The organism is Streptosporangium sp. NPDC002607, assembly GCF_053592655.1.
The window spans coordinates 38,089-54,492 of the sequence record NZ_JBSFWD010000012.1; the positions used below are offsets into that span (position 1 = coordinate 38,089).

A 16,404-nucleotide genomic window follows, 5' to 3' on the forward strand; every position below is an offset into this window, starting at 1 on the left:
AGATGAGAGGGAAATCATGATCTATTAGGAGCGCAGGTAGGTGCGGGAACGCAAGGAGCAGGCATGGCAGATCCGATAGAAGATCTCTTCCGGACGCTCTCCAACGCGATCGCGTCGCTGGGCAGCGACGCGGATCAGCGGCAGCTGACCAAGATGGCCGAGGCCTGCCGCCAGCTCGACCGGGATCTCCAGGGCGTGAACGAGATGCTTCAGCCCACGGCGTACAGACCCCCGGCCGACTGGTCCGGCGCGGCGTCGTCGGCCTTCCAGGATGTGAACAGGAAACAGCTCAGCCCCGAGGAGCGCAGGGCGCTCAGTGAGAACCTCAGGGTCGTCGCCGAGGTGCTCGACGCGGCGGCGGAGGCCAGCCACGAGACCAAGCGCGCGCTGGAAGAACTCATCAAGTCCATCGGGATGTCCATCGCGGCCAGCGTCGCCATCTCCCTCACCGCCGGAGCCCTGGGCGCCTACGTGGCGTGGGCCGCCCGCGCGAACATCGCCGCCAAGGGCGCGGTCGCCACCGGGAACATCATGATGAGGCTGACCGCGCTGCTGAAGAACCTCGGAACCACCCTGAGGAGCCTGGGGATCGCCGGGGGCAGGAGCAGGGTCGCGAAGGCCTGGACGCTCAACGGGTCCGAGTCGTACTCCTTCGGCAAGACCAGCCTGACGGCCCTCTCGAACTACTGGAAGGTGTTCGGCATGTCCTGGGCCGGCGGCTACGCCACGGCGGGCTTCGGCCGGATGCTCAACGGCCAGTCCTTCGTACAGCCTTTCAGCCTCGGATACGCGCAGCTCACCAATGCCGCGGGGATCGCGTCCGCGCTGCCCTTCGGCAGCACGTGGTGGTCCAAGGCGCACGCGGCCCACCCCGCGCGCATGAACTTCGCCGCCGGTGTCACGGCCGGGGCGCTCCCGTCCCCGGTGAACGACATGCTCCAGGGTGGGAAGTCCGCCGGGGAGATGGCGAAGAACTTCGCGACGTTCGGGCTCGTGTCCGGAGGGTTCAACGCCGGGATGGGAGGAGCCCTGGGCAAGACCGGCATCACCGATCCGAAGCTGGTCATGGGCATCGGTTCCTTCTTCGGCCTGATCCCGGGTACGGCTCTCCGCGGCGCCCCCGAGCCCTTCGGGGTGCCTCTCGCCCCGGCTCCGGAACCGCTGCAGATACCGGAGAACCCGTTGCAGTCGAGGCCGACGAAGCCCTGACCTCGATCACGCCGTACGGAAGGTCTCGCCCGCGGGAACCTTCCGTACGGCCGGCGCCGTCGGCTCAGTAGGGCTCGCGCCCCGCGTCCCTGACCCTGGCCTCCCGCTCGTCCATGGAGCGGCCGAAGGCGTTGGAGATCTCCTGGAACGGGTCGGTGAGCTCCTCCGTGGACAGCCCGGAGGGGCCGAGAACGTCACGCAGCACCTGCTCCCGCTTGTAGTCGCCGTCTTGCTGCGCCCGCCGTACGGCGAGCGTCACCTCCTCGGCCAGGTCCTGGCTGCCCATCTCCATCACCCGGGGATCGAGCCGCACCTCCAGCAGGAGCCCGGCCGCGCCGGTGCGCGCGCGGACCTTGCCGTTCGCGCTCTCGCCCTCGCCGGTGACGTCGTCGAGCTCACGTAGCACGACCTCCGCACGGTATCTCACCTGCTCGGCGTCCTCGACCAAGCGGTCCAGATCCTCGAAGCGGAAACCGCCGGGAGAGGAGTTGAAGGGAAACACATGTCCTCCTTGTGATCATCGGCCGGTCGAGGTCAGAACATGCCCAGGACGCCGCCGCTGGGCTGCTTGGTGCCCCCCAGATCCAACGAGGGGGTGAGGCTGCCGGACTGGTAGTCGAATCCCAAGCCCGCGTAGTCGGGCGTCTTGTCGGTCACGGCCTCCAAGCCGGGGAGCAACTGCGCCTGGGTCGCGCTGTACATGTTCACGATGCCGAGAACCGCGGTGGCGGAGAGAATCACCTTCATCTTCGTCCTGATCAGCGCCACGAGGCCCTGGCCGATACTTCTGAGTGCCTGGTGTATCGCGATCTGCGCGCTCACCCTCATCGCGGGAACGACCATGGTGGCCAGGGCCACGGCCGCCAGATAGGCCATGAGCTGCGCGGCCCAGAACACCACCTGGGCACCGACGTGGAAGATGAGCGCGGCCTGCTCGACGGTGTCGCCGGCACTGACCCGGTGGTTCTCGAGCTTGGCCGTCTCCTCAAGGAAGGCGGCCGAGGAGGAGTCGAACAACTGGCGTGCCTCTCCCTTCCATCCTCCGGCCTCGGCCAGCGCCCTCAGGCCGGTTATCGTGGCCTTCAGGTCGTTGAGATCCACGGCCTCGCCCCCCAGCTTCGAGTCACGCCACTGCTCGGCGAGCCTCTGCATGCCGCCGGGATCGGAAATCATGGTGCCGATCATCACCGCGATGCTCTTCGCGATGGGGGACATGAGCACGACCGCGGCGGCGGCGGCCTCCGCCGCCGCCGCGATGTACATCGCCTTGTCACTCTCGTAGCTCACGGCGAGCGCCTTCCTTCAGACCGCCGGACCGCCAGGCCGCCGGGCAGGGGGGACCGATCCTCGTCGATCACTGCTCCTGCCCGAGCACGGCGGGAGCGACGTCGGCGTCGTCGTCCCAGTCCCCCTCGTCCCCCGACAGGCCCGAGAACGGGTTGTCGATCTCCCTCTTCTGGTCGCCGGCACCGCCCATCGGCATGAAGGGCATTCCCGCCATGCCGTTCAGCCCGGCCCCACGCGCGCCGGCCAGTGAGGACTGCCCGCCGCCCGCCGCCGCTCCGAAGGGGGAGGCGCCGCCGGAACGGCCGGACTCGCCCGACCAGGTCGAGGCTTCCGGCACCCTCGGCTGCGACGTCGTCAGGTCGGGAGGGGTGTAACCCGCCAGGTCCGTCTTCCCCGGGTCCGGCAGGTCGAGGTTCGGGGTGGCCGGCGTGTTCGCCGCGTCGCCAGGGTCGAGGCCCGGGATGTTCGTGTCGGGGACCTGCGGCAGGTCGGTGTTCGGCGCCGGTATGTCGGGCGTGGGGGTGTTCGAATCGGGAAGGTCCGTGCCCGGCGTCTTGAGGTCGGGCGTCTCCAGGTCCGGGGTCCGCGCACCGGGCGCGGTCGGGTCGAGGCCATCCGTGTCAGGAAGGCCCGTGCCAGGCAGACCCGTGCCAGGAAGGCCCGTACCAGGAAGGCCCGTGTCGTCAAAGCCCGTACCGGGCAGACCCGTGTCACCAAGGTCCGTGCCCCCCAGATCCAGGCCACCGAGATCCGGCGTGCCGAGTCCGGGAGAGCCCGGCCCCGGGAAGAGTTCCTCGTTCTCCTTCTCCCGCTTCCTCATGTCCTCGGCCATCGCGGCAAGAGCCGCCTTCCAGGAGTTCAGCACCTTCGCGCTCGCTTCGAGAGCCTGGGCGGCGCTGTCGCGAGCCTGGTCGGTGGCCGTCAGCAGCCCTATGCCGACGACGCCGAACGCGGGAAAACCGATGCTGATCGCAGCGGTCCTCTTCCCCAGTGACTCCAGGCCCGGCGCCTCCCTGCCGAACCCGTTGCCGAGTCCGTCCAGATCGTCGGCCGAGTAGCCGATCTCCTGACTCGTCGGGCCGAAGTTCATTCCCGGAACAAGTTCGCCCATCTCCACCCTCTCCGGTACCGCGTCTAGGTGAGCAGCGGGGGTATGGTGGGGCCGCCGCTGCCCCAGACCTCGTCATCCTCCAGGAGGTCGGTGGTGTTCTCGTACTCCTGCCCGCTCTCGCCTCCCTGTCCATGAAGCGGCGCCCCGAGCGGCAAGATCGGCATGCCGTTCATCCCTCCGCGGGCTCCGGAGGGGACTCCGGAGAGGGCTCCGGCGCCGCCCGTGCCCCAGATCCCCGCACCCCCCGTTCCCGCACCGCCCGGCGTGCCGATGCCCGGCCCCCCGTTCGACGACGGGCCGTTCGTCAAGGCGTTCGCCGGTCCGGTCAGCGCCGTGTCGTTCAGGCCGGTGAGCCGGGTTCCGTCATCCGGTACGGACAGGTCCTGGCGGGGAGCCTCGGCGCCGTCCAAGGACTGCGGAGACGGATCCGAGCCGTTCCAGCCCGGCACGGACTGGCCGTTCGAGCCGGACGGGCCGGAGGGCTGGACCTGGCCCGGACCCCAGGCGCCCTGGTCCGGCCCGAACCGATCCGTCCCCGGCCCGCCGGCACCGGTACCGTTCGTGTCGACTCCTGAGGAGATCAGGTCGTACGGCCCTCCTTCCGCCTGCCCCGGGTCGAACGGCCGGTCCGTGCCGCCGGGACCGTAGGGCGAGTCCTGGCCGGCCGGCCCGCCGGGAGGCAGTCCGGGAGGCGGGCCGGGGGTGAAGCCCCCGTCCTTGAAGTCGGGGATGTCCAGCGGGGTCGGGGTGGGCAACGCCTCCTGCACCTGGCTGGGGAGCAGCGAGTAGTGCTCGGCGATCCTCTGGTTGACCTCGTAGAAGTGGTCTCTGGCCCGGTCCTCCACCCGGTACATCCCGTAGAACGGGATGTGGTCCGCCCAGTCGGTGTCGTGGTCCGACCGCGAGTCCTGCCCCCTCTTCACGACGAGGTTCTGCTGGGCCCAGACCAGGGTGTCCGCGTACTGGTGCAGCGGCGGACCCATCATCCCCATCTTGTCGGCCAGCTCGCGGATGGTCCCGTGCAGAGACTGCAGCTGTTTCTGCGTCTCCACACTCGCCGGCCCCCGGTAGTGGTCGGCCAGTTCCACGGCCTTGCTCTTGAGCTCTCGCGCGGCGTTCTCAAGCAGGGTCTGGGCGGCGAGGTAGTAGTCACCGGCCCGGCGTACCGAATCCGGATTGGTGCTGTCGATCCAGCCCTTGATTTTCTCCAGGGTGCTCTCGAAGAGCGTGATCGAGAGCGTCTCCTTGGGAATGTTGATGACGGTCTGGTTGGGCGAGGTCGATCCCGTTTCCGCCATGGTGGCTCCTCGTCAGACGTCGCGCCGGTCGCCCGGCTCCATGTTGGCTTGCTCGGCGGCGGTGTTGGTCCTGGCGATGCCGATGAGCGCCTCGACGACCGTGTCGTACTGCTGGACCAGCGACGAGTAGAGGCCGCCGGACCCTTCCGTCTCGCCGATGAGCGTCGCGTAGGCGGTGTAGGTCGCCATGGCGAACTGCTGCGCGGTGAGCCACTCCCCCATGTGGGCGGAGCCGATCGCGCACTGGAGCCGGACGTCGGGCAGCGACCCGGCGCCGGGGGGCGGCCCGGGCAACGGCGCGGGTGGGCCTCCCTGATCTTGGGCGACCGATGTCGCCGGCGGCTGCGTGGGCGTCGTCAGCGTCGTCAGCGACTCGTCCAGCGCACGCGCGATCCGCTCGATCTCGGCCTGGTTCCCCTCGGGGCCGCCGTCGCCGCTGCTGTCGTCCTTGATCGTCAGGCCGGGCCAGTCCGGGTCAAGTTCGATCGCCATGCCGTACCTTTCCGTGGTCCGCGGCGGATCCGCTGATGAGCGCGGAGGTCACGTCGGGGCGCGAGCCCCAGACGTCCTGCTCTTCCGTCAGTGGGCTGAACCTCTCGGACTCCTGGGCGCTCTCGCCCCCGGCCCCGCCGCCCATGAGCGGCACCATCGGCATGCCGTTCATCGTTCCCCGCGCCACCGCGGCATTGGGGGGCGGCACGGCCGCCCCCGCACCCACACCCGGGGTGCCCAGCACCGGAGGAACGGAGGTGGCGGGGGGAACGACGGTCGTCACCGGTCCGACGGGGCCGACCGGGCTCTGCTGGATCACCGGAACCGTCGCCGGGGTCTGCGGGATGAAGCTCGCCACCTCGGTGCTCCCGGGATCGTCGGCCGGTGTGCCGTCCGTTCCGTCGATCACCGCGGGGACGGTTCCGTCGTTCTGCGGGTTCTGGCCGGTGCCGGTGCCCGTATCGGTGCCGCTGCCGGTGCCGTCCGCGGTGGGCGGATCCTGCCCGCCCGTCCCTCCAGGACCGTCCGAGCCCGGGCCGCCGTTCCTGGGATCGCCGGGATCGCCGGAATCCCTGCCACCCGGGGCCGAACCGTCCGGGCCCGGGGCGCCCGGACCGGTACCCTCCGTGCCGGGGGTCGAGACCGACCCACCCCGGCTCCCGCCACCGGTCGCTGAAGCGCCCGCTCCCCCGCCGCTCCCGCCGGCGGAGTCCGAAGACCGGCCGCCGGACTCCGCGCCCGCTCCGCCGCTCGCCGTCCAGGCACCCGGCCCCCTGCCCTCTGGCCCGGGGCGGCCGTTCGGGTACGGGTCGCCGTCGGGGTAGACGACGTCGGGATAGACCTGGCCGCCCTCCGGTATCGTCACGGTCGGCAGGTCGTAGAAGATCGCCTCGGGCACCCTGTGGTTGAGTTCGAGGATCTGCGCGTTCAGCGTGCGCAGCGCCTGGCGGGCCGCGTAGGTGCCGTCCTCGACGTCGGAGGCCGACGGCGACGCGCCGGCCGAGGGCTCCTGAGGCGATGGCGTCGACCCGCCGGACGCGGTCGCCGTCGGGGTCGCTGTCGGGGTCGCTGTCGGGGCGGGCCCGGGTTCGGGATTGGGCGTCCGCTCCGCCCCGCCGGGGTTGTCGAGGTTCTCGATCTTCCGGCGGGCCTCGGGAAGATAGACCCCGCCGTACCATCTGAGGACCTCGGACATCTTCTCCATCGTGGAGACCAGTTCCTCGGCGGTGGAGTGCAGCATCTGCAGCGCTCTCTGCACTTCGGCGGACGTCTCGCCGCGCCACGACCGGCTGAGTCTCGTCGCGTTCGACGGCAGTGCGTCACGAAGGGTGCCGATCGTGCTCGCGGCGTGCATGTAGGCGAACCCCGCGTCGTCGACCGCCATGGGCGAGGTGTTCCGCAACCACTGCTCGATCTGGGCTCTGGACGCGGTGACCTCGCCCTGCTCGGGCGCCGCGCCGGTGGCGCGTATCCGCCGGCTCCCTGAATCGCTGCCCACGACGACCTTCCACTCCTATGCGTTCGAGCCGTTTCCTCGGCGGGGATCGGCCCTGTCGTACTCGTCGGCGTTCGCGCGGATCGCCTGGATGGCCTCCTCGTACCGGGTCACGAACAGCTGGTAGACATACCGCAGCGCCGCGTTCCCCTGTTCGAGGGAGACGATCCCACCGGGGTCGGGCACCATGCCGACGGATCTGGTGAACGCGCTCGCCGCCGGCCAGGCCCCCAGTTCCCGTTCGGTCAGCCCACCGTTGACCTGCACGCTCTTCAGCGATCCCGTCGTGTATCCCTCGGCGTGGGCCGCCCCCTTGAGGGGGCCGAGATGCCGCTCCAGCTCGTCCGCGACCTTCCGCATCAGCGTGGTGTCGTACTCGAGTGTCGCCTCACCGTCCAGCCCGGGCCAGCCGGGAGCACCGCCGTCGGAGGCTCTGCTCACGTTTCCCCCTCGAAGAAGACGAACGGTCTCGGCCATCGCGTCACGCATCGATGGCCGAGACCACATGAGACGTGTACCGGTCGTCTCAGCCGCTGCTCCAGATGGCCTTGTTCCTCGCCTCCGCCGCCCGGTAGTTCTCGTTGGCGGTGCCGAGGGCGACCGCGGCGATGTTCAACTGGCGGCCCATCTCCTGCTCGGCCGCGTCCCAGATCTTGCGGTGATCCTCGAAGTAGGTCGCCGCGTCACCCGCCCAGCTGTCGCCCAGCACCTCCTGGAGCTTGGTGATGAGCTGGTCAGTGGCGGTGTCCATGGCCGTGACGACGCGGAGGAGCCCTTCCTGGGCCTGCTCCATCTGGACGAAGTTGACCTTTGTATAGTCCGAATCGGACACATCGATCTCCGTTCTTGGTCGTGGGTCGAGCAGGTTCACTTCACGCCGACGTCCACGGTCAGGACGCCGTCGTGCTGGTGTTGATGAGGGAGTCGACCCTGTTCATACCTGACTGAACGTCCTGGTCCGCCGCGCTGTAGGTGATGGAGTTGTCGCCCATCTTCCTGGCGATCGACTCCAGGTCCCGTCGCACGATCATCATCTGCTCATCCCACTTGCGCATCGCGCCGACGAACCTGGCGGACGCCGGGCCGAGCCAGCCCGAGGCGGTCAGCTCCTGGGTCGTGGTCTCGACGCCCCGGCGCAGGCCGTCGACGTACTGCGCGGTGTCAACGACGAGCTCGGACGCTCTCCTGATCTGTGTCGCGCTCGCGCCAAAAAACTCCGCCACCGGCTACCTCCGTGACATAAGCCTGCTTCTTCGCGACGATGCCGTGTCTGCCACGGACCGTACGGCCACAACACCGCACACGCGGACAGAAAGAGCTATAGCCGCAAATGCCATCGAATGGCATGTTAGCGATCTAGCGCAACATACCTAACATGAATGCATATCAAGCTCAGATAACACTTTAGTCACATTAAGAAAAACATGCAGGCCGGAGGGGGCAGACCGGGCGGGCACCCCAAAGCGATCGGCGCGGCGGCCGGATCACACCTCAGGCCGCCCACATCCGAAGGCCGACCGCGACGGACCGGGGCGCTACTCAAGTCCTCGGCGAATTCGGTCGAGCTCGCCCATCACATCCTCGAACGTCCGCTTGTAGGCGGCCTCGGCGGACTTGACCTGGCTCATCGCCGCCTCCGGATCGGCGACGAATCTCATCGGGTTCATCTCCTCGCCGAACACCTCGCCCATCACCGCGTTCACCCGCGTCTGCAGATCCTGGGAGGCGTCCTGGAGGGTCGCCTTTATCTTCTCCGCGAGTTCGGACGAGCTCAGCCGCATCGCCTTGGGATGGATGTCGAGCGCGCGTAGCCCCTCGGTCGTGTACTCCACCGAGACCAGCTCGTCCTCGTCCTGGGCACGCCCCACCAGCCCGGCGACGTCCTCCCGCAGTCTCCCCGTGCGCGCGATCTGCGACTCCACGCCGTTCAGAAACCTGTCGACATCGATGTTCGCGAATTCCCCGAATTCCCTCATCGAGGGTCCCCTCCCCGGGCGCCACTTACCCCACGAGTAACAGGCGGTCACTTTCCGGGCAACCTAGCCGCCATTCCCGCGGGGTGGCAATACGGCCGGGATCACGACGGTCGACGCCGGAGCCTGTCCAGTTCCGCGAAACTCCCGTCCATGGAGCGTGCGAAGGACTCCTGGACCTCCTCGAACCGCCGCAGCGTCCGTCCAACGTCGATCACCGGCGGGGTCTCCCCACCGAACGCGGAGCGCAACAGGCTCTCGGTCCTCCGCCGGGCGTCCTCCTGCGCGGCCCGTACGACATCCGTCAGCGCCTCGGCGAGGCCCTCGCTCCCCAGCCTCATCGCCCGCGCGTCCAGCCGGATTCCCTGGATCATCCCGCCACCGTCCACCGTCGCCCGTACCAGACCGTCGGCGGACTCCCCCTCCCCCCGCACCGCACCGATCTCCTCGACGGCTCCGGCCAGGTCCCGCACGGCCCGGTTCGCCTGGCCGCTCATCTTGTCGAACTCCTCGGGCCCGGCTCCCACCGGGTCGAACTCGAAGACCACAGCCCCCCCTTGAAGATCACATGTAAATCAGGGTTCGCAGTCGATCGAGAGCCGGTGAACCCACCTCCAGCGGCAGATGTCATCACCCCGAACGTCGCATGAACAGACGCCTCCCACCTGGATGAACGCCGTTTGACGCGTGGCAGGAGTGGCGAACCCGGTGATAGGGAGATCACATGTCCACTCCCTCACCGAGCACCGCCGGCCCTCATCCGACCGTATGGCGGCCGTCATCGCCCAGCACGGTGTCCAGCACGGTGTCCACGGCGGCCCCCTCCCCCGGCGGCGCCCAGGACAACCAGGACAGGTACGTCACCTCAACGGGCATCCTGCGAGTCGCGGAGCGTCTGGAACCTGACCTCATCGACCATTTCAAAGATCATCTGCAGAAGCTGCACGACACGATCCTCAGCGACTCCGACCTCGGGATGATGGGCAGCCTGATGATCGCCCCCTCCTACCGAAAGGTTCAGGAGGAGTCGGCCCAGTTCCTTCGGGACGCGATAGAGGCCGTCGAGCGGCTGCAGGGCGGGATGCGCGTCGCCGCCACCAACTGGCGCGCGGCCGAGGACGCGGGCACCGTCCGATACGTCTGACCGGGAGACAACGGGAAGGCCGGGAAACCACGAAGGCAGATCATGATGGCGAAGCACGCGGGCGCGCCGCACGCGATGGAGCAGGCACTCTCCAACCTGAGACGGGTGCAGCTCCTGACCGGAGTCCCCCTGCTCGCGTTCGGCGCCGTAGAGGCGCTGCAGGCGGACCATGCCGCGATCATCCGGACCGTCAACAACTGGCACGCGCTCGCGCGTGAACTCGACGGTGGCCCGAAACGGCTCATCCCCAATATCAACGACCAGCTGAGAACGGTCTGGAAGGCGGAGGACGAACGGGGGGTGGAGGAGGTCCTCGCGACCTTCCTGGAGAAGACCGAGGCACTGCGCGGAGTCTTCAACGACGTCGCCGGCTGTATGGACGAGGTCGGCAGCGCCTACCGCAACTTCATCTGGACCGTCACCGCCTTCTCCGCGGCGATGCTCACGGCGACCTTGGCCACGGTGGCGCTCACGTTCACCCCTGCCGCCCCCCAGGCCCGGCTCTACCTGCGCCTGCTGGCAGCCGCCTCCGACAAGGTCCTGCTCGCCTGGGCCGGAGTGATGACCAGCTATCTCGGCGCCGTGGGATACACCCTCTTCAACCTCTGGCGCAGAGACCTCTACCTGGACAACTTCGCGCCGACCGACGCGGCCGCCATCGAGTTCAAGCAGGCGACGATCGACGTGACGCGCTACCCGACCTTCCGCGGTTACGCCGACGACAACGCGATGCTGAGGGGCACCCGTGGCTTCGACTGGATCGCCCCCAAGCAGGACAAGCCCATGCCTTACGGGCAGTAGCTCAGCCGGCCAGGCCACGTACCCAGGAGTAGACGTCCAGCACGCCGAGGGCGAGCGGGAACAGTGCGACGATCAGCAGGGTCTCCACGATGTCCCCGGCCCTGCCCCAGAACGGGGACGGTTTCCCACGCGGCAGCGCCAGGCCGATGCCCACCGGGATCGCGGCGATCCAGAACAACCCCGTCGCCACGCCGACCGCCGTGAGACCGCCCCCGGCGACGGCCTGTGACATCGCGAAGAGGACGATTCCGGCGGTGCCGGTGATCGTCAGCCAGAGCCGCTGGCCAAGCCCCTGGAAGACGCGGGCCCGCATGAACAGGACCAGCGACAGGGAGAGCGTGGTGGCCGTGGCGGTCCAGCGGGAGTCCAGCGCGAGATAGACCTGGGCCACCAGCCCCACCAGGGCGGTCGCTACCACGAATCCGGTCGCGTAGTGCCGTGCCTGGCCGGCGCGCTCCTGGACGGCCGGGCCGTCGACCTGGTGGTTGTCGCTCCGCAACTCCTCGGCGTTGGTGGGCATCGAGGGCATCGGCATCCCGGCGAGCCGGAACGACAGGGTCGAGATCAGCGGGCCGAACGCAAGCACGACCGTGGCGGTCAGCGCGGCGACTCCCTGGGCGGGGGCTCCGGACAGCATCACGACGGCGGCCCCCACCGCGCCGACCGCCGAGGCCACGGCGGAGCCGAGGAATCCGGGCACGCCGTCGGCGACCGCGACGAGGCCGAGGGTCGCGACGAGCACGGTGACGGCGAACGCCGACAGCAGGTGAGGCGCGCCCAGGCCACTCAGACCTCCGAGGGCCAGCGGCGCGAGGAGCCCCGCGAGAAAGCCGTAGGGCAGGGCCGCGTATCCGATCAGCGCGCCCGCCGCGGAGTCGCCCATCGCCCGGGACAGCACGGCGCCCGCGGCGATCAGGAGAGCCGCGAACACCCCGCAGAGCACGGCGGGAACCGTCCACGGCGGCCCCGCCAGTATCAGGGACAGGGCTCCGGCGACCAGGAGTGCCACCGCGAGCCCCAGGCCCACCAGGCGGGTGTGCTCCGGGGCCCACTTGCCCGGGCCGTCCTTCACCCTTGTGGCGACCACGTCGGCCACGTCGTCGAACAGGGCCGGAGGGAGCACGGAGTCGCGGGGTCGCAGGTAGAGCACCTCACCGTCGAGCACCCCCAGAGCACCCAGGCTCTGACCGATGTCGAGCGGGGGGCCGCCGAGCCGCTGGAGCGCCCATCCGGGAGCCGTCGCGGAGTCGCCTCCCGGCTCGCCCAGCGCCTGCAGCAGGCCGGGCAGGATGTGCGGTAGCGGAAGGTCTGCCGGTAGCGCCAGATCCGCCTTCCCCCTGGGGGCCACCACCGTGACGTGACACAGTGCGGGTAGCGGAGCGGCGACCCGGGCCGGCGCGGTCTGCGGCGTCAATCCTGGAGCAGGCGGTTGAGCAAGTGAACTCACCTTTGTCCTCCGTCCCACCACAGACATTGCGAACATCACAGATATCCCGGATACCGTAGCGGGCGAGAATGGATCATGCACGGCAGCCTTAGGCGAGTATCCGTGACCGACGACCCGGCGAACGACCAGGAGGGTGACTCAGGGTGAGCATCGTCGTCATACGACGTCCCGAACGCCGTCCCCCGCCCAAGCCACCTCGGGGCGAGATCCTGCTTGAGTCTCCACCGGAGATTCCCGAGGTCGAGTCACAGGGTTTCACCGCGATCCTCACCTACCTGCCAATGGTGGCCGGCGGCGCCGCGATGGGTCTGATGTTCACCGCCGGGGGGAACTCCAACCCGATCATGTATGTGGCGAGCGGCCTGTTCGCCGTCTCCATGGTGGGCATGTCGGTGGGGCAGATAAGCCGCCAGGCCGGGGAACGCAGGCAGCGGCTGAACAGCCTGCGCCGCGACTACTTCCGTTACCTCGCCCAGATCCGCAAGAGGGTACGACGGGCGGCCGCGCAGCAGCGGGGGGCTCTTGAGTGGGGCGCCCCGGCCCCCGACTCCCTGTGGTGGATCGCCATGGGTCCGCGCCTGTGGGAACGGCGCTCCCACGACGACGACTTCGGCACCGTACGACTCGGCACGGGCGTACAGAAGCTCGCTCTCAAGCTCATCCCTCCCGATTCCAAACCCGTCGAGGATCTGGACGCCCTGTCGTCCGGCGCGCTGCGACGGTTCGTCCGGGCGCACTCGACCGTCTCCCGGCTGCCGGTCGCCGTGGCCCTGCACTCCTTCGCACGGATCAGGCTGACCGGCGACGTGGCGTCCGTACACGAGATCGTGCGCGCGATGATCGCGCAGATCGCCGTGTTCCACTCTCCCGACGACATGCGGATCATGGTGTGCGCGGGCGAGGAATGGATGTCGCAGTGGGACTGGGTCAAGTGGCTGCCCCACGCGCTGCACCCGGAGGAGAATGACGCCGCAGGCCCGGTCCGGCTCATGACCAACGATCTCGGTGAGCTCGACAAGCTGGTCGGCGGCGAGTTGAGGGAGCGGGCACGGTTCAACCCGGGCGCCTCCTCCGACGCCCTGCCGTACCACGTGCTGATCATCGACGGCGGGCACGTGCCGCACGACTCCCAGCTGGGCGGCGACGCCATCCAGGGTGTCACCGTGATCGACCTGTCCGGTTCGACGGCACCGATCGAGGAGAAGAACACGCTCCGGCTGGACGTCCAGCCGGAGGGCTTCTTCATGGTCAAGATCGACCACGCGGGCAAGGAGAACTCGACCCGCCTCGGCGATCCCGACCGGATGGACTTCCTCAGGGCCGAGGGACTGGCCAGGCAGCTCGCGCCGCTGCGCGCCTCGACCGCCAAGGGCGGGGAGCCGCAGGACGTGCTCTCGGTGGACACCTCGCTGACCGACCTGCTCGGCGTCGGCGATCCGACCCGTCTCGACCCCGCGGTGACCTGGCGGCCCAGAGCCGGACGCAACCGGCTACGGGTGCCGATCGGCCTCGGCTCCGACGGCCGGGTGGTCGAACTCGACATCAAGGAGTCGGCGCAGGGTGGGATGGGCCCGCACGGGCTGGTCATCGGCGCCACCGGCTCGGGCAAGAGCGAGCTGCTGCGCACCCTGGTGCTCGGCCTGGCGGTCACCCACTCCTCGGAGATCCTGAACTTCGTCCTGGTCGATTTCAAGGGCGGTGCCACCTTCCTCGGCCTCGACGGCCTCTCTCACGTCTCGGCGGTCATCACCAACCTCGAGGACGAGCTCCCCCTCGTCGACCGCATGTACGACGCCCTGCACGGCGAGATGGTCCGCCGCCAGGAGTTGCTCCGCGCCTCCGGCAACTACGCCTCGCTGCGCGACTACGAGCGCGCTCGCGAACAGGGCGCGAACCTGGCGCCGATGCCCACGCTGTTCGTCGTCATCGACGAGTTCAGCGAGCTGCTCGCGGCCAAGTCCGAGTTCATCGAGCTGTTCGTGATGATCGGGCGGCTTGGCCGCTCCCTTGGCGTGCATCTGCTGCTGGCCTCACAGCGGCTGGAGGAAGGGCGGCTGCGCGGCCTGGACACCCATCTGTCCTACCGGGTGGGCCTGCGCACGTTCTCGGCGATGGAGAGCCGGGTCGTGCTGGGGGTCGCCGACGCCTACGAGTTGCCGTCCGCCCCGGGCAACGCCTACCTCAAGTTCGACACCACCGGAATGACCCGCTTCAAAGCCGCCTATGTGTCCGGCTCCCACCAGGTGGACCCGCGCCACGCGACGACACCGGACGGGCGGGGATCGATCCGGCAGGTGGTGGAGTACGGCCCGGCATTCGTCCCGCTGCCCGTCGTGGAGGAGCCGGAGTCGGACGAACAGGTGGAGAACAACAGGAGCAGCCTGCTGGACATCGTGGTCGGCCGGCTGGCCGGCCAGGGCCCGCCCGCCCACCGCATCTGGCTGCCTCCGCTGAACGAGCCCCCGACCGTCGCCCATCTGCTCCCGCCGTTGTCGGTCACACCGGAACACGGCCTCACCACGGCCGGGTGGGTGGGCCGGGGCCGGTTGCACGCCGTCGTGGGCATCATCGACAGACCGTTCGAGCAGCGAAGCGACCCGTTCTGGCTGGACCTGGCGGGTGCGACCGGTCACGTCGGCGTCGCGGGCGGAACCCAGAGCGGCAAGAGCACGGTGCTCCGCACGCTGATCACCAGCATGGCGCTCACCCACACACCCCGCGAGGTGCAGTTCTACTGCCTGGACTTCGGCGGCGGCTCACTCGCCTCGCTGGAGGGGCTGCCCCACGTGGGCGGGATCGCCAGCCGTCTCGACGGTGACCGCGTCCGCCGTACGGTCGCCGAGATCGCCGTCCTTCTCCAGCGGCGAGAGCGCGACTTCGCCGAACAGGGCATCGACTCGATCACCACCTACCGGCGGCGGCTCGCCGACGGGACGATCGAGGGCGACGGCTGGGGAGACGTCTTCCTCGTGGTCGACGGCTGGCTGACCGTCCGGCAGGAGTTCGAGACGATCGAACCCGTGATCACCGATCTGGCCGCGCGCGGTCTCGGCTACGGCATCCACGTCGTGGCCGCGACCAACAAGTGGTCGGAGTTCCGGCCCGGCATCCGCGACCTGTTCGGCACCCGGGTGGAGCTCAAGCTCGGCGACGCCTACGAGTCCGAGATCAACCGGAAGTCATCGCTGGCTGTGCCGGCGGGTGTACCGGGACGCGGGCTCACCAAGGAGGGCATGCACTTCCTGTCCGCGCTCCCCAGGATCGACGGCGTCCGGAACGCCGAGGACCTGTCGGCGGGGGTGCGCGGACTCGTCTCGGCCGTCAAGAGCGCCTGGAAGGGTGCCTCCGCACCGCCCGTACGGCTGCTGCCGTCGATACTGCCCGCCGGGACGCTGCCCGACGTCGCCCAGAGCGGGCCGGGCCGCATCCCGATCGGCATCGACGAGGCCACCCTCTCGCCCGTCATGCTCGACTTCGAGACGGACCCGCACTTCATCGTGGTGGGCGACACCGAGAGCGGGAAGTCCAACCTGCTGCGGCTCGTCACCGAGGGCCTGGTCGCCCGGCGCACTCCGCAGGAGGCCATGATGATCGTTGTCGACTACCGGCGGTCGCTGCTGGACTCCGCCGCCACCGAGCACCGCATCGGCTACGCCGCCTCCGGCGCGGCCGCCCTCGAACTGATCAACGACGCGCGTGGCGCGCTGCTCAAACGGCTGCCCCCGGCGAACCTCACCCCCGACCAGCTCCGGGCCAGGGACTGGTGGAAGGGCTGTGACCTCTACATCGTCGTCGACGACTACGATCTCGTCGCGACCTCGTCGAACCCGCTGCTGCCACTGGTGGACCTGCTGCCGCAGGCCCGCGACATCGGACTGCACCTGGTCATGTCACGCGCGATGGGCGGCATCGGCCGGGCGATGTTCGACCCGGTCATCCAGCGGGTCAAGGACATGGCCAGCCCCGCCGTCATCCTCTCCGGCAACAAGGACGAGGGCTCCCTGTTCGGCAATGTGCGCCCCCATCCGCTTCCGGCGGGCCGGGGATACCACGTCGACAGGAAGTCCGGCGCCCGCCTCATCCAGACCGCCCTCTTGCCCCCCTCGGACGGGTAGGCCACGCAGGCCGTGTCGGACATACCACCCAC

16 protein-coding genes are annotated in these 16,404 nt (G+C 69.3%); 4 read left to right on the top strand and 12 right to left on the bottom strand.

Features of this window, described 5'->3' with window-relative positions; genetic code table 11:
* The first annotated feature begins 63 nt into the window (after positions 1–63).
* Complete coding sequence (locus tag ACWD3H_RS16195; RefSeq protein WP_355555048.1) at positions 64–1,209, top strand: hypothetical protein; 1,146 nt, start codon at positions 64–66, stop codon at positions 1,207–1,209.
* A gap of 64 nt (positions 1,210–1,273) precedes the next feature.
* On the opposite strand, the gene ACWD3H_RS16200 is transcribed toward ACWD3H_RS16195, so the two are convergent.
* The 11 genes from ACWD3H_RS16200 to ACWD3H_RS16250 form a co-directional block, all read right to left on the bottom strand.
* A complete protein-coding gene (locus tag ACWD3H_RS16200; RefSeq protein WP_355555046.1) occupies positions 1,274–1,711 on the bottom strand; it encodes a YbaB/EbfC family nucleoid-associated protein in 438 nt (145 codons plus the stop codon).
* A gap of 32 nt (positions 1,712–1,743) precedes the next feature.
* The gene (locus ACWD3H_RS16205; RefSeq protein WP_355555044.1) at positions 1,744–2,496 is read right to left on the bottom strand and encodes a hypothetical protein; all 753 of its coding nucleotides are present in this window, start codon (positions 2,494–2,496) and stop codon (positions 1,744–1,746) included.
* 67 nt (positions 2,497–2,563) lie between these two features.
* Positions 2,564–3,607, bottom strand: coding sequence for a hypothetical protein (locus ACWD3H_RS16210; RefSeq protein ID WP_451955511.1), 1,044 nt, complete (start codon positions 3,605–3,607; stop codon positions 2,564–2,566).
* A 23-nt stretch (positions 3,608–3,630) separates the two neighbouring features.
* Entirely contained in the window at positions 3,631–4,905 is a 1,275-nt protein-coding gene (locus tag ACWD3H_RS16215; protein ID WP_451955512.1) for a hypothetical protein, read from the bottom strand.
* Positions 4,906–4,917: 12 nt separating this feature from the next.
* Positions 4,918–5,397: a hypothetical protein gene (locus ACWD3H_RS16220; RefSeq protein ID WP_451955513.1), complete on the bottom strand. Its 480-nt coding sequence runs from the start codon at positions 5,395–5,397 to the stop codon at positions 4,918–4,920.
* The gene (locus ACWD3H_RS16225; protein WP_451955514.1) at positions 5,381–6,895 is read right to left on the bottom strand and encodes a hypothetical protein; all 1,515 of its coding nucleotides are present in this window, start codon (positions 6,893–6,895) and stop codon (positions 5,381–5,383) included. Before ACWD3H_RS16225 ends, ACWD3H_RS16220 begins: the two co-directional genes overlap by 17 nt.
* 15 nt (positions 6,896–6,910) lie before the next feature.
* Entirely contained in the window at positions 6,911–7,333 is a 423-nt protein-coding gene (locus ACWD3H_RS16230; RefSeq protein WP_355555034.1) for a hypothetical protein, read from the bottom strand.
* An 85-nt stretch (positions 7,334–7,418) separates the two neighbouring features.
* Entirely contained in the window at positions 7,419–7,724 is a 306-nt protein-coding gene (locus ACWD3H_RS16235) for a WXG100 family type VII secretion target (protein WP_355555032.1), read from the bottom strand.
* Between the two features lie 58 nt (positions 7,725–7,782).
* Positions 7,783–8,115 carry a WXG100 family type VII secretion target gene (locus ACWD3H_RS16240; RefSeq protein ID WP_355555029.1) on the bottom strand — a complete coding sequence of 111 codons (333 nt, stop codon included), beginning with the start codon at positions 8,113–8,115 and terminating at the stop codon, positions 7,783–7,785.
* Positions 8,116–8,427: 312 nt separating this feature from the next.
* Positions 8,428–8,868: a YbaB/EbfC family DNA-binding protein gene (locus ACWD3H_RS16245; RefSeq protein ID WP_451955515.1), complete on the bottom strand. Its 441-nt coding sequence runs from the start codon at positions 8,866–8,868 to the stop codon at positions 8,428–8,430.
* Between the two features lie 101 nt (positions 8,869–8,969).
* Positions 8,970–9,413: a YbaB/EbfC family nucleoid-associated protein gene (locus ACWD3H_RS16250; protein ID WP_451955516.1), complete on the bottom strand. Its 444-nt coding sequence runs from the start codon at positions 9,411–9,413 to the stop codon at positions 8,970–8,972.
* Positions 9,414–9,589: 176 nt separating this feature from the next.
* On the opposite strand from ACWD3H_RS16250, the gene ACWD3H_RS16255 reads away from it, so the two are divergent.
* Both ACWD3H_RS16255 and ACWD3H_RS16260 read left to right on the top strand, forming a co-directional pair.
* The gene (locus ACWD3H_RS16255) at positions 9,590–10,009 is read left to right on the top strand and encodes a hypothetical protein (RefSeq protein ID WP_355555023.1); all 420 of its coding nucleotides are present in this window, start codon (positions 9,590–9,592) and stop codon (positions 10,007–10,009) included.
* A gap of 42 nt (positions 10,010–10,051) precedes the next feature.
* Entirely contained in the window at positions 10,052–10,810 is a 759-nt protein-coding gene (locus ACWD3H_RS16260; RefSeq protein WP_355555021.1) for a hypothetical protein, read from the top strand.
* A 1-nt stretch (position 10,811) separates the two neighbouring features.
* On the opposite strand, the gene eccD is transcribed toward ACWD3H_RS16260, so the two are convergent.
* On the bottom strand, positions 10,812–12,224 hold the full coding sequence (gene eccD, locus ACWD3H_RS16265) for a type VII secretion integral membrane protein EccD (protein ID WP_451955517.1): 1,413 nt from the start codon (positions 12,222–12,224) through the stop codon (positions 10,812–10,814).
* Between the two features lie 176 nt (positions 12,225–12,400).
* Here eccD and eccCa point away from each other — a divergent pair, with 176 nt between their 5' ends.
* Complete coding sequence (gene eccCa / locus ACWD3H_RS16270) at positions 12,401–16,372, top strand: type VII secretion protein EccCa (protein WP_451955518.1); 3,972 nt, start codon at positions 12,401–12,403, stop codon at positions 16,370–16,372.
* Positions 16,373–16,404 lie beyond the last annotated feature (32 nt).

Coding starts and splice junctions, on each gene's coding strand:
- ACWD3H_RS16195 (WP_355555048.1), top strand. CDS start 64: ATGGCAGATCCGATAGAAGATCTCTTCCGGACGCTCTCCAACGCGATC.
- ACWD3H_RS16210 (WP_451955511.1), bottom strand. CDS start 3,607: ATGGGCGAACTTGTTCCGGGAATGAACTTCGGCCCGACGAGTCAGGAG.
- ACWD3H_RS16215 (WP_451955512.1), bottom strand. CDS start 4,905: ATGGCGGAAACGGGATCGACCTCGCCCAACCAGACCGTCATCAACATT.
- ACWD3H_RS16220 (WP_451955513.1), bottom strand. CDS start 5,397: ATGGCGATCGAACTTGACCCGGACTGGCCCGGCCTGACGATCAAGGAC.
- ACWD3H_RS16245 (WP_451955515.1), bottom strand. CDS start 8,868: ATGAGGGAATTCGGGGAATTCGCGAACATCGATGTCGACAGGTTTCTG.
- ACWD3H_RS16255 (WP_355555023.1), top strand. CDS start 9,590: ATGTCCACTCCCTCACCGAGCACCGCCGGCCCTCATCCGACCGTATGG.
- ACWD3H_RS16260 (WP_355555021.1), top strand. CDS start 10,052: ATGATGGCGAAGCACGCGGGCGCGCCGCACGCGATGGAGCAGGCACTC.